Source organism: Aeromonas sp. SER (assembly GCF_038739615.1).
GTDB classification, from domain to species: domain Bacteria; phylum Pseudomonadota; class Gammaproteobacteria; order Enterobacterales; family Aeromonadaceae; genus Aeromonas; species Aeromonas jandaei.
The window spans coordinates 91,385-103,193 of sequence record NZ_JBCGFC010000012.1; the positions used below are offsets into that span (position 1 = coordinate 91,385).

Below are 11,809 nucleotides of genomic sequence, written 5' to 3' on the forward strand. Positions count from 1 at the left end.
CGAAAACGGCGGACTTTGCGAGCAGCCTATGGAGAGCGCGCAGAGCCGCCGTTTATTGTTTCACCGCGCCGTGTTGAATGGGCTGGCTTCTGCGTTATTTGGCTTGTTGTCAGGAGAAACAATTGGCGTTGTCTTGGCGCTGTGGCACCTTATACTCTCCCGCCCCATCCTGCCCAGGCATAGCCTTCTAGCGGAATTGTCATGAAGATCGCCATTTTATCCCGTGAGCCGAAAAACTACTCCACCCGCCGTCTGGTCGAGGTGGCACAGGCGCGCGGTCATCAGGTCGAGGTGCTCGACACCCTGCGCTGTTATATGAACATCGCCTCCCACAACCCCTCCATTCACTACGAAGGACGGGAGCTGGAGAGCTATGACGCGGTGATCCCCCGCATCGGGGCCAGCATCACAGCCTACGGCACCGCCGTGTTGCGCCAGTTCGAGATGATGAACACCATGGCGCTCAACAGCTCGGTGGCCATCAGCCGCTCCCGCGACAAGCTGCGGGCGATGCAGCTGCTCTCCCGTCACGGCATCGGTCTGCCCATCACCGGTTATGCCCACAGCACCCACGACGTGCCCGACCTCATCACCATGGTGGGCGGTGCACCGCTGGTGGTGAAGCTACTGGAGGGTACCCAGGGGATCGGCGTGGTGTTGTGCGAAACCCAGAAGGCCGCCGAGAGCGTGATCGAGGCTTTCATCCAGACCAACAACAACATTCTGGTGCAGGAGTATATCCGCGAGGCCAATGGCGCCGACATCCGCTGTCTGGTGGTCAACGGCAAGGTGGTGGCGGCGATGCGCCGTCAGGCCCAGCCCGGCGAGTTTCGCTCCAACCTGCACCGTGGCGGCACCGCCGAGGCGATCCGGATCACTCCGGAAGAGCGCGCTACCGCGGTGCGCGCCGCCAAGATCATGGGGCTGGACGTGGCAGGCGTGGATATCCTGCGCAGTGCTCGCGGCCCGCTGGTGCTGGAGGTCAACTCCTCTCCCGGCCTGCAGGGGGTCGAGGCGGCTTCCGGCAAGGATGTGGCGGGCAAGATCATCGAGTTCCTCGAGCTCAAGGGCGGGCGCAAGCACAAGCCGGTGGAGTGATCCCGGATTTGCATCAGCCAAAAAACAGGGCGCCTTCGGGCGCCCTGTTGCTATCTGGTTGGTGCCGCTGCGCCCTCACCCTTTCCCGGAGGGAGAGGGAACTGTTCGGCAGCGATCATCGCCAGCCTTGCGCTGAATACGTCACCCTCCAGTCGGGTCTCAATTTGCCAGCCCAGCTTTTCGCAGATGCGCTGGATGATGGTGAGGCCGCAGCCGTAACCGAGGATCTGATCCGGCGCTGCTGCCGTCGGGTTGCTGATGGTGAGTACTGGGCCGCACAGCTCGATGTCGATATGGCCCTCGGCGTAGCTCAGGGCATTTTTCAGCAGGTTGCCAAGGGCGATGGCGAGCAGGGAGAGGGGGGAATCGACCTCGCTCGCCTCGTCCAGCACCAGACGGATATCGAGCGCTTCTCGCTGCAGCAGCGGGGCGAGCCGGGCCAGCTCCTGACGGATCAGCGGCGCCACCTGCTGCTTCGGTCGCTCGACCTCCTCCTTGCGTCCCAGCAGCAGAAAGGTCTCGGTGAGTAGCGCCATCTCGTCGGCGGCGGCCCGGATGCGGGTGACGGCGCGCTCGGCGGGGGCGGGCAGATCGCTCACCTTGCCGAGCAGGGCGGCCGAGCCCTGGATCACCATGTTGGGGGTGCGCAGCTCATGGCTGGCAAAGCGGCTGAACTCCTGCTCGCGGGCAAACACGGCGCTCACCTCCTGCTTGCCGGCCAGCAGTGCCAGCTCGATATCCCTGAGCTCCTGCCAGGGGGCATCGGGGATGAAGTCCGCCTGATCCGGGGTGAGGTGGGCGACCCTGTGTTGCAGCCGCTGCAGCGGCCCCGTGATATGGCGTACCAGCCAGATGCCGAAGCCGAGGCAGCCCAGCAGCAGGGCCAGCCCGATCAGCCGGGTGGCCAGATGCAGCTTGTCCTCGTAGGGGTCGAGGTAGTCATCGGCATCGTCGTTGAAGACCAGATAGAGCATCCCCTTGCCGGAGGGATGGCGCGCCACCAGAAAGTGTTTGTCCTCCTTGCCCAGCTGGTGCTCGAAAAAGCCGGGGGTCTGGTAGGGTTGCAGCCACCTGGGCAGGCGTCCCGACTCGGTCCAGTAGCTGGAGAACTGGCGCGGACTGGGCGCCGCCGCCGCGGCCCCGAGGCGCAGCCAGTCATCGCTGTAGCGGGTTACTTCCGCCTCCAGCCAGTGGCGCAGGCTCAGCTCCTCCATCTTGTCCTCGGCCACCATCATCAGGCCGGAGAGCAGCACCAGCAGCACCACGCCGGCTCCGCCGAGCGCCATGATGAGCCGGTGGCGCAGGCTTGGCAGGCTCATGCGCTCACCAGTCGGTAGCCCTGACCGTGCAGGGTTTCCAGCATGGGGGTGGGGAAGGGTTTGTCGAGGATGTTGCGCAGGGCGTAGATGTGGCTGCGCAGGGCGTCGGAGTCGGGCTCCTCCTCTCCCCAGACGGTATCCAGCACCTCCTGACGAGTGACGATGGCCGGTGCGCGGCGGGCCAGCAGCGCGAGGATCTGGAACGGGATCTTGCCGAGCTTGAGGGGAACGCCGGCACGGGTCGCCTGCCCGCTGGCGGCATCGACGGTCAGCTCGCCAAAGGTGATGGCGCCGATGTCACCGCGGGGGCCGCGCAGGCTGAGGGCTTGCAAGCGCACCTCCAGCTCCTCCATGGCGAAGGGCTTGACCAGATAGTCGTCGCCACCTGCCTTGAAGCCTGCCAGCTTGTCTTCCAGACTGTCGCGGGCGGTGAGAAAGAGAACCGGGGTCGAGATCCCCTCTTCGCGCAGGCGGGCGACCGTGCTGAGCCCGTCTAGACGGGGCATCATCACATCCATGATGATGACGTCGAAGCGCTGTTCGGCCAGCAGTTGCAGTGCCGCCTGACCGTGATAGGCACAGTCCAGCCGGTGGCCGGCCAGCTCCAGATAATCCATGATGGTTTCTGCCACCTGAGGATTGTCTTCCACTACCAAAATCTTCATGCTTTGTACTCCTGGTTGGCGAGCAGCTTCACGCTCTTTTCACACCGGATACATCATCCTGTCGCCAGTGTAACCCCGAGGATCCACGATGAAGAAGTATCTCTGTGCTCTCCTGCTGCTGATCTTGCTGCCGCTCGGATCTGCGCAGGCTGCCGAATTCAAACTGACCGGCCGCACCACTTGGCAGCTTGGCCAGCTGATGGTGAACGGTCTGCCGTTCGTGATCGACGACCAGACCCGCTTCAAGGATTGGCTCAACGAGGATGATCTCGGCGGCACCTGGGTCGAGATGAATGGGGTGGTGGAGAACGGCGTGCGCTATGTGCGCAAGGTCGAGGCCCTCGATGAAGATGACAAGGACGAGATGGATCTGGAAGGGCCGGTCGAGGGCGGGCGGATCTGGGGCTACACCACCTCGGACAACAGCCTGGCCCCCTTCGAGGGACGCTGGCTCGAACTGGAGTGCAAGTTTGATGGCATGCGCCTGAGCCGCTGCCACGAGGACAAGTGACCCGATCGCTGCCGCAGATTCGCAATGTTCCTGAATGAAGCCCATGCTTATCCGGCATGGGCTTTTTGTTCAGGGACGAACGACATGGAACAGAGAACAAAGTGGTGTGCGTGGCTGTATGGTTTGCCGCTCTGTGCCGCGCAGGCGATTGCCGACGAACTGTGGCTGGTGGATCTGGAACATGATGACGGCATCCATCTGCAATTTCAGGGGGCCGAGGTGGAGCGGGGCAGCGCTCCGGTCTGGCGACAGGGTGAACCCTGGGCAGAGCCACTGCGGCCGGGTGATCGCCTCTCCCTGCTGGTGGCCGATGGCGTTGCCACCCGGATCGAGCTGCTGACGGCCAGATCGCCGACGGGTGCCGGGCAGTGGCAGCGGGCAGAGGATCGCCTGCAATCCTTCGATGAACGGCAACTCACACTGGCAGCTTTGGGTACTGTGCCACTCAACCCGCAGGTGCGCTGGGTCAACGGCTCGGCTGCCGATCTCCATGAAGGGAGTGCACTGGTGTTGACCCGCGACGAACGGGGCCGCTTAAGCGAAATTCTTGTCGTCAATCCAGAGGAGTAGTTGACCCGTCTACGATAGGCGGGTTTATCCTCTGCACGCTGGATGAAGGAACCCCTATGTTGACGATTACCCGGCTGGCCAGAGAACTGGGCCTGAGCCGCACCACCCTGCTCTATTACGAACGTCTCGGTCTGCTGCTGCCCGCCCTGCGCGGGGAGAACGGCTATCGCCGCTATGGCGAGGCCGAGCTGGAACGGGGGCGGCAGATCGCCAGCTTTCGCGCCATGGGGCTGCCGCTCGAAGAGATCGGCACCCTGCTGGCGGCAAGGCAGGAGAGCCACTCCTGCCTCGATGGTCACCTGCTGCGACTGGAGCAGGAGATCGCCGAGCTGAGGCGGCAACAGCGGGCCATCATCCTCTATCGCCAACAGACACACGAGGAGATCCCCATGGTAGACAAGGCTCGCTGGGTTGCCATCATGCAGGCCGCAGGCATGACCGAAGAGATGATGCGCAACTGGCATATCCAGTTCGAGAAGATGGAGCCACAGGCCCATCAGGAATTCCTCGAATCCCTGCAGATCCCCGCCGCGGAGATCGCCGCCATCCGCACCTGGTCGCGCGGGGAGTAACCCCGTCTGACCACTGCACCAGCCGTTGCCCCACATTGTTAACGGCTTGTGCTTTGGATTTTCCCCCTTATACTGGCGCCATCTTGTCGGAGTGCTGACCGTCGAACGACGCGAAGCTGAGACCGTTAATTCGGGATCCGTGGAACCTGATCAGGTTAAAACCTGCGAAGGGAACAAGGGTAACTTGCGGGTTACCGCGCCGGAGGAGGAACAAGCCTCTTCCGCTCATCGAAGGGGTAACCCTGATGGGTCAGGGCGCACAGGAGGGAGTCTGTCCCGTCCGGTTGTCCAGCACGTGGGGCGCCTTGCCCACAGCGTGCAGAGAGCGGGAAGCGGCAGAACAGCGGCGTAGAGATCCATCCCGCGTGCACTCCCTCCCGAGATAAACCCCCCGCCGCAAGTTCATCTTCTCCTCGAACTCCAGACAAGCAAACACCCATAACTTCAACCAGTTAATGTGAGTTTTGCTATGTCTACTTCTGTATCTGATACCGCCAAATCCAGCCGCCGCGAGCAGCGCTCCAGCGCTCAGGCCTTTATCGACAGCCTCAAGGGGATGGCTCACCCCAACTCCCGCCGCATCTTTATCGAAGGCTCCCGCGCCGATATTCGTGTCCCGCTGCGGGAGATCCAGCTGGCCGACACCTTCGTCGGCGGCACCAAAGAAGATCCCAAATTCGAACCTAACGAGCCGGTGCCGGTCTACGACACCTCGGGCCGTTACGGGGAGGATGGGGTCGCCATCGACGTGCGCCGCGGCCTGCCGCGCCTGCGGGAGAACTGGGTGCTGGAGCGCGATGACACCGACGAGCTGCCGGGGCTCAGCTCCACCTTCACTCAGGAGCGGCTGGCCGACGAGGGGCTGGATCACCTGCGCTTCGAGCATCTGCCAAAGCCGCGCCGTGCCAAGCCGGGCCGCCGGGTCACCCAGCTCCACTATGCCCGCGCCGGCATCGTCACTCCCGAAATGGAATTTATCGCCATCCGCGAGAACATGGGGCGCGAGCGGGTGCGCTCTGAACTGTTGCGCACCCAGCATCCGGGCCACGATTTTGGTGCCCGTTTGCCCCAGAACATCACCCCCGAATTCGTGCGTGATGAGGTGGCCGCCGGTCGCGCCATCATCCCCAGCAACATCAACCACCCGGAAGCGGAGCCGATGATCATCGGCCGCAATTTTCTGGTGAAGATCAACGCCAACATCGGCAACTCGGCGGTCACCTCCAGCATTGAAGAGGAGGTGGAGAAGCTGGTCTGGTCCACCCGCTGGGGTGCCGACACCGTGATGGATCTCTCCACCGGTCGCTACATCCACGAGACCCGCGAGTGGATCCTGCGCAACAGCCCGGTGCCCATCGGTACCGTGCCCATCTATCAGGCGCTGGAGAAGACCAACGGCATCGCCGAAGACCTCACCTGGGAGCTGTTCCGCGACACCCTGCTCGAACAAGCCGAGCAGGGGGTGGACTACTTCACCATCCACGCCGGCGTCCTGCTGCGCTTCGTGCCGATGACCGCCAAGCGCCTCACCGGCATCGTTTCGCGCGGCGGCAGCATCATGGCCAAGTGGTGCCTGTCGCACCACAAGGAGAACTTCCTCTACCAGCACTTTCGCGAAATCTGCGAGATCTGCGCCGCCTATGACGTGGCGCTGTCGCTGGGCGATGGTCTGCGTCCGGGCTCCGTCTATGACGCCAACGACGAGGCCCAGTTCGCCGAGCTGCGCACCCTGGGTGAGCTGACCAAGATCGCGTGGGAGTACGACGTGCAGGTGATGATCGAGGGGCCGGGTCATGTGCCGATGCACATGATCGAGCGCAACATGACCGAGCAGCTGGAGCACTGCCACGAGGCGCCGTTCTACACGCTGGGCCCGCTCACCACCGACATCGCGCCGGGTTACGATCACTTCACCTCCGGCATCGGCGCCGCGCTTATCGGCTGGTACGGCTGCGCCATGCTCTGCTACGTCACCCCCAAGGAGCATCTGGGGCTGCCCAACAAGGAGGATGTGAAGCAGGGGCTGATTACTTACAAGATCGCCGCTCACGCCGCCGATCTGGCCAAGGGTCACCCGGGTGCCCAGATCCGCGACAACGCCATGTCCAAGGCGCGCTTCGAGTTCCGCTGGGAGGATCAGTTCAATCTGGCCCTCGACCCCGACACTGCCCGTGCCTACCACGACGAGACCCTGCCGCAGGAGTCCGGCAAGGTGGCTCACTTCTGCTCCATGTGCGGGCCCAAGTTCTGCTCCATGAAGATCACTCAGGATGTGCGCGACTACGCAGCAAAGCTGGAGGCCGTTGAGATCAAGCTGGTCGGCATGGACGGCCAGCAGGAGCAGGTGGTAGCTCAGGTGGAGAGCGGCATGGCCCGGATGGCGGAGACCTTCAAGGAGACTGGCGGCGAGATCTACCATCAGGCGGCGGCGCTCAAACAGGCCGCAGGGGAGGAGGCGTGAGCAGCGCAAGCGGGGCTGTCAGCCCGGCCAATCTGCCGCCTGTGACGGACTCCCGCCCAGTTGTCTGGACCATCGCCGGTTCCGACTCCGGCGGTGGCGCCGGCATTCAGGCCGACTTGCACACATTGCACGACCTCGGTGTGCACGGCTGCTCGGTCATTTCCGCCATCACCGCCCAGAACTCGGTGGCGGTGAAGATGGTCGACCCCGTACTGATGCAGACCTTCACCGCCCAGATCGACGCCCTCGGCGTCGATCTGCCGCCTGCCGCCATCAAGATCGGTCTGCTGCCGACCCGGCTCCATGTCGAGGTGCTGGCCCGCCGGTTGGCGGCCATCGAGGCGCCCTTCGTGGTCTACGATCCGGTGGCCATTGCCAGCAGCGGCACCCCGATGGCGGAGCCCAATATGCTGGAGGCGGTGCGCGAACAGCTGCTGCCACGTCTGTCGCTCATCACCCCCAACGGTCCCGAGCTGGAGGCCCTGACCGGCTTGCCGGTCAGCAGTCCCGAGCTGGTGCGCCTCGCTGCCCGCCGCCTGCGTGAACTCGGCGCTCGCGCCGTGCTGATCAAGGGGGGCCATCTGGAGTGGAGCGGCGATCTCTGCCTCGACTACTACCAGGATGAGCAGCGTGAATTTTGGCTCGCAGCGCCGCGCCTGAATACCCGCCACGGCCACGGTACCGGCTGCTGCTACGCCAGCGCCATCGCCGCCGTGGTGGCGCAGGATTATCCGGTGGAGGATGCCATCACCCTGGCGCGTGCCTACCTGCAACAGGGGCTGGCGGCGGCGCAAGGAGTGGGCGCAGGCCCCGGCCCCATCGCCCATCTCGGTTGGCCCGCCGATCTGGCTCACTTCCCCCGTGCCGTATTGGCGGGTTCAACCCTCGATCGCCGCTTCGGACTTTATGAGACAAGCAGCGCCCGCCTGCCGCAGGGCCCCTTCGCGCCGACCGAACACAACCTCGGTCTCTATCCGGTGGTGGACTCGGTCAAGTGGCTGCGCCGCCTGCTGGGGCAGGGGGTCAAGACCATCCAGCTGCGGATCAAGAATCTGCCCGCCGCTCAGGTGGCACCGGCCATTCGCGATGCGGTAGCGCTCGGTCGCCGCCATGGGGCGCGGCTCTTTATCAACGACTACTGGCAGCAGGCCATCGAGGCGGGTGCCTGGGGCGTGCATCTGGGGCAGGAGGATATGGAGACGGCGGATCTCGCCGCCATTCAGGCGGCCGGGCTGCGCCTTGGCATCTCCACCCACGGCTACTTCGAGCTGATGCGGGCCCGCGAGCTGGCCCCCTCCTATATGGCGCTGGGTCATATCTTCCCGACCAACACCAAGGCGATGCCTTCGCGCCCGCAGGGGCTGGTGCGGCTGCATCGCTACCGCGCCCTGATGGCGGAGTGGCCGACGGTGGCCATCGGCGGCATCAGCGAGGAGCGGGTGGCGGCGGTCAAGGCAAGCGGGGTCGGCAGTATCGCGCTGGTCTCGGCCATCACTGCCAGCGACGACTGGCAGGGGGCGACCGAGCGGCTGCTCGCTGCCGTGGGGGCAGGGGATGAGCCGCGCTCGGCCACTGTTATACGGGAGGCTGAACATGCTCTCTGATGCGGAATACCTCAGATACGGTCGCCAACTGATGCTGGCGGAAGTGGGGGAGGCGGGTCAGGCGCGGCTGAAAGATAAGTCTGTGCTGATCGTCGGCCTCGGCGGGCTCGGCTCGCCGCTCGCCCTCTATCTGGCTGGCGCCGGGGTGGGCACCTTGTGGCTGGCCGATGGGGATACGGTGGATTCCAGCAATCTGCCGCGCCAGATCCTGTTCGATAGCGAGGCGGTCAATCACTCCAAGGCGGAGCTGGCCCGCGAGCGCTTGGCGGCCCACAACCCACTGGTGGAGCTGATTGCCATCAACCAGCGGCTCGATGCCGCCAGCCTGCCGGAGTTTGTGGCCGAGGTGGATCTGGTGATCGACTGCTGCGACAACCTCGCCACCCGGCAGGCCATCAACGCCGCCTGCGTGGCTCAGGGCAAGCCCTGGATCTCCGCTGCCGCAGTGGGTTGGCAGGGGCAGCTGATGGCGCGCACCAGCAGTGAGCACGCCTGCTACGCCTGCCTCTATCCGCTGGATACCAAGGTGAGCCAGAGCTGCGAGACCAGCGGCGTCACCGGTCCGCTGGTCGGGGTGATGGGCTCCTTGCAGGCGCTGGAGGCATTGAAACTGCTGCTCGGGATGCCGAGTCCGGTCGCTGGCACATTGCGCCGCTTCGATGCTTTGACCCATCAGTGGCAGACCCTCACTCTCGCCCCCGATCCCGATTGCCCGGTTTGTGGCTTGAACAAGGAGATCACCCCATGACCTTGACCATTCGACTCAACGATAAAGCCCAGTCGCTGGCGGCAGGGCAGAGTGTGGCCGACCTGCTGGCGGCGCAAGACGTTAATCCACAGGGGGTGGCGGTGGCCCTTAACGGCGCCGTGTTGCCCCGAGGCCGCTGGGCCGAGACCCGTCTCAATGACGGGGACGAAATTCACCTCTTTACCGCCATTGCGGGAGGCTGACATGCTGACCATTGCCGATCACACCTTCTCATCGCGCCTCTTTACCGGCACCGGCAAGTTTGCCCGCCCGGAACTGATGGCCGCCGCCATTGAGGCGAGCGGCTCCCAGCTCGTCACCATGGCCATCAAGCGGCTCGAACCGGGCAAGGCCCACGACGATATCCTGAGCCCCTTGCTGCAACTCGGGGTCAAGCTGCTGCCCAACACCTCCGGCGCCAAGACCGCTGCCGAGGCGGTATTTGCTGCCCATCTCGCCCGCGAGGCGCTGGGGACGAACTGGCTGAAGCTGGAGATCCACCCCGATCCGCGCTATCTGCTGCCCGATCCCATCGAGACGCTGAAAGCCGCCGAGCAGCTGGTGAAAGAGGGCTTTGTGGTGCTGCCCTACTGCGGCGCCGACCCCGTGCTCTGCAAACGGCTCGAAGAGGTGGGCTGCGCCGCCGTGATGCCGCTCGGTGCGCCCATCGGTTCCAATCAGGGGCTGGTGACCCGGGAGTTTCTCGCCATCATCGTCGAGCAGGCCAATGTGCCTGTGGTGGTGGATGCGGGCATAGGTGCGCCGAGCCACGCCGCCGCCGCCTTTGAACTGGGTGCCGATGCCGTGCTGGTCAACACTGCCATCGCGGTGAGCGGCGACCCGGTCGCCATGGGCCGCGCCTTTGCGTTGGCCTGCACCGCCGGTCGCAGCGCCTATGAAGCTGGCCTTGGCGCTCGCGCCCTGCAGGCGCAAGCCTCCAGCCCGCTCACCGATTTTCTGGGGGCGTTATGAGTCATGATGCTGGCTCGGGGCAAGAGCCAATCGCCATGTCCTCTTTCTCGGTTTCTCCCGAGGCGGATGTGTTTAGCCCCCCTCTCCCCTTGGGAGAGGGGCCGGGGGTGAGGGCACTGGGTGTAAGGGTTAAGGAGCCTACCTTTCTCGACCGCTGGCAGGAGCTTGATTGGGACGATATCGGCATGCAGATCCGTGCCAAGACGGCCGCCGATGTGGCACGCGCCCTGAGCGCACCACGCCGCACCCTGAGCGATTTTATGGCGCTGATCTCGCCAGCCGCCGAGGCGTATCTGCCGCAGATGGCGGCCGAGGCCGAGCGGCTCACCCGTCAGCGTTTTGGCAACACCATCGGCTTCTATGTGCCGCTCTATCTGTCGAACCTCTGCGCCAACGACTGCACCTACTGCGGCTTCTCCATGAGCAACCGCCTCAAGCGCAAGACCTTGAATGTAGAGGAGATTGAGTGCGAGTGTCTGGCCATCAAGGCGCGCGGTTTTGACAGCGTGCTGCTGGTGACCGGCGAGCACGAGCACAAGGTGGGGCTCGCCTATTTTCGCGAGGTGATGCCCATCATCCGCCGCCACTTCAGCACGGTAGGGATGGAGGTGCAGCCCCTCTCGCAGGCCGAATATGCCGAGCTGAAGAGCCTCGGCCTCGACGCCGTTATGGTCTATCAGGAGACCTACCACGCCCCCACCTACGCCCGCCATCACCTGCGCGGCAACAAGCGGGACATCGCATGGCGCCTCGCCACGCCGGATCGGCTGGGCCGCGCCGGTATCGACAAAATCGGGTTGGGGGCGCTGATCGGTCTCTCCTCGGACTGGCGCGCCGACAGCTACTTTGTCGCCGAGCATCTGAGCTGGCTTGAGCGCCACCACTGGCAGAGCCGCTACTCGCTCTCCTTTCCGCGCCTGCGCCCCTGTACCGGTGGGCTGGAGCCTGCCGTGGTCATGTCGGATCGCCAGCTGGCCCAGCTTATCTGTGCCTGGCGCCTCTTCTCGCCGACGCTGGACTTGTCCCTCTCCACCCGCGAGTCGGCCACCTTTCGCAACGGTGCGGTGCGCCTTGGCATCACCCAGATGTCGGCCGAGTCGCGCACCCAGCCGGGTGGCTATGCCGAGGGGGATACAGAGGAACTGGAGCAGTTCGCCATCCACGACGACCGCCCGGTGGGGGAAGTGGCCGCCGCCGTGCGGCAGGCCGGGTTGCAGCCGGTGTTCAAGGATTGGGAGCCGTTTTTGGGTCGTTAACGACGTTTACACCTGCAGTAAGAGATAGCGGCA

General features: G+C 64.5%; 12 protein-coding genes and 1 riboswitch. Of the genes, 10 read left to right on the forward strand and 2 right to left on the reverse strand.

The genetic code is table 11. The features are described from left to right. Nucleotides 1-201: 201 nt before the first annotated feature. Entirely contained in the window at nucleotides 202-1,098 is an 897-nt protein-coding gene (gene rimK, locus AAHA41_RS17080) for a 30S ribosomal protein S6--L-glutamate ligase (RefSeq protein WP_033112532.1), read from the forward strand. 50 nt (nucleotides 1,099-1,148) lie between these two features. Here rimK and AAHA41_RS17085 read toward each other — a convergent pair whose 3' ends face one another. Further along, on the reverse strand, nucleotides 1,149-2,417 hold the full coding sequence (locus tag AAHA41_RS17085; RefSeq protein WP_323069471.1) for a HAMP domain-containing sensor histidine kinase: 1,269 nt from the start codon (nucleotides 2,415-2,417) through the stop codon (nucleotides 1,149-1,151). After that, the gene (locus tag AAHA41_RS17090; RefSeq protein WP_216994839.1) at nucleotides 2,414-3,082 is read right to left on the reverse strand and encodes a response regulator transcription factor; all 669 of its coding nucleotides are present in this window, start codon (nucleotides 3,080-3,082) and stop codon (nucleotides 2,414-2,416) included. Before AAHA41_RS17090 ends, AAHA41_RS17085 begins: the two co-directional genes overlap by 4 nt. Before the next feature lie 88 nt (nucleotides 3,083-3,170). On the opposite strand from AAHA41_RS17090, the gene AAHA41_RS17095 reads away from it, so the two are divergent. From AAHA41_RS17095 to thiH, 9 genes are all read left to right on the forward strand, one after another. After that, nucleotides 3,171-3,593, forward strand: a complete 423-nt coding sequence (locus AAHA41_RS17095; protein ID WP_323069473.1) for a hypothetical protein — start codon at nucleotides 3,171-3,173, stop codon at nucleotides 3,591-3,593. A gap of 84 nt (nucleotides 3,594-3,677) precedes the next feature. Beyond that, on the forward strand, nucleotides 3,678-4,163 hold the full coding sequence (locus tag AAHA41_RS17100; protein ID WP_323069474.1) for a hypothetical protein: 486 nt from the start codon (nucleotides 3,678-3,680) through the stop codon (nucleotides 4,161-4,163). Nucleotides 4,164-4,219: 56 nt separating this feature from the next. Next, nucleotides 4,220-4,735, forward strand: a complete 516-nt coding sequence (locus tag AAHA41_RS17105; protein ID WP_005342946.1) for a MerR family transcriptional regulator — start codon at nucleotides 4,220-4,222, stop codon at nucleotides 4,733-4,735. A gap of 77 nt (nucleotides 4,736-4,812) precedes the next feature. Continuing rightward, nucleotides 4,813-4,925, forward strand: a riboswitch (TPP riboswitch). A 279-nt stretch (nucleotides 4,926-5,204) separates the two neighbouring features. Next, nucleotides 5,205-7,196 (forward strand): phosphomethylpyrimidine synthase ThiC, encoded by a 1,992-nt coding sequence (thiC, locus tag AAHA41_RS17110; protein ID WP_323069476.1) that lies wholly within the window; start codon nucleotides 5,205-5,207, stop codon nucleotides 7,194-7,196. Further along, complete coding sequence (gene thiE / locus AAHA41_RS17115) at nucleotides 7,193-8,800, forward strand: thiamine phosphate synthase (RefSeq protein ID WP_323069479.1); 1,608 nt, start codon at nucleotides 7,193-7,195, stop codon at nucleotides 8,798-8,800. Before thiC ends, thiE begins: the two co-directional genes overlap by 4 nt. Further along, on the forward strand, nucleotides 8,790-9,548 hold the full coding sequence (locus AAHA41_RS17120; RefSeq protein WP_323069482.1) for a HesA/MoeB/ThiF family protein: 759 nt from the start codon (nucleotides 8,790-8,792) through the stop codon (nucleotides 9,546-9,548). Before thiE ends, AAHA41_RS17120 begins: the two co-directional genes overlap by 11 nt. After that, nucleotides 9,545-9,751: a sulfur carrier protein ThiS gene (thiS, locus tag AAHA41_RS17125; protein WP_101323398.1), complete on the forward strand. Its 207-nt coding sequence runs from the start codon at nucleotides 9,545-9,547 to the stop codon at nucleotides 9,749-9,751. The genes AAHA41_RS17120 and thiS overlap by 4 nt, the downstream gene beginning before the upstream one ends. A gap of 1 nt (nucleotide 9,752) precedes the next feature. After that, complete coding sequence (locus AAHA41_RS17130; protein WP_040069445.1) at nucleotides 9,753-10,520, forward strand: thiazole synthase; 768 nt, start codon at nucleotides 9,753-9,755, stop codon at nucleotides 10,518-10,520. A gap of 35 nt (nucleotides 10,521-10,555) precedes the next feature. Continuing rightward, a complete protein-coding gene (gene thiH, locus AAHA41_RS17135) occupies nucleotides 10,556-11,776 on the forward strand; it encodes a 2-iminoacetate synthase ThiH (protein WP_323069489.1) in 1,221 nt (406 codons plus the stop codon). Nucleotides 11,777-11,809 lie beyond the last annotated feature (33 nt).